Annotated in this window: 1 protein-coding gene and 1 pseudogene; both read left to right on the top strand. The window is 55.6% G+C overall.

Going from position 1 to position 473, the window contains the following annotated elements; translation table 11 throughout:
- Window positions 1–139 precede the first annotated feature (139 nt).
- A complete protein-coding gene (locus F1735_RS36080; RefSeq protein ID WP_222853197.1) occupies window positions 140–265 on the top strand; it encodes a phage late control D family protein in 126 nt (41 codons plus the stop codon).
- A gap of 15 nt (window positions 266–280) precedes the next feature.
- Window positions 281–473 (top strand): annotated as a pseudogene (locus tag F1735_RS38425) (contractile injection system protein, VgrG/Pvc8 family); the annotation flags it as partial.

Genomic DNA, 473 nt, shown 5'->3' with positions numbered 1-473 from the left:
TCAGGTACGGCATCCCCACGCCTTAAAAATGAGATTAGCCATGATTCCGCCGCCGTAACCGATCAGATTTCCTCCGATATCACCAAAAAGCGATGAAAAATCGTGCTCTCCTGATGTCGGCCAGTTCAGAAAAATCGTTTTGCAATTGGCTCACCTGAGCCTGATCTCGAAGGACGGCGCCATTGAACTCAAGACCCTGATGGGCAAGAACGTCAGCGTCGGCGTGCTGATGGCCGATGGCAGCGAAAGCTACATCAACGGCTAGGTCAATTCGTTTGGCTTCAGCCATTCGGATGGCGGCTTTGCCTTTTACCATGCCGAAATCGTGCCGTGGCTGACCTACCTCAAGCGCCGCGTCAACTCGCGCATCTTCCAGGACCTGAACGTGCTCGGCGTGCTCGACAAGATCTACAAGGGCGACCACGGCGGCCTGGCCACCTACGAGTTCCGCACCAGCAAAAGCTATCCGCCGG

This window comes from Massilia genomosp. 1, from assembly GCF_011682185.1.
Classification (GTDB): Bacteria; Pseudomonadota; Gammaproteobacteria; order Burkholderiales; family Burkholderiaceae_D; genus Telluria_A; species Telluria_A rubra.
This window is presented reverse-complemented; position numbering and strand designations above follow the sequence as displayed.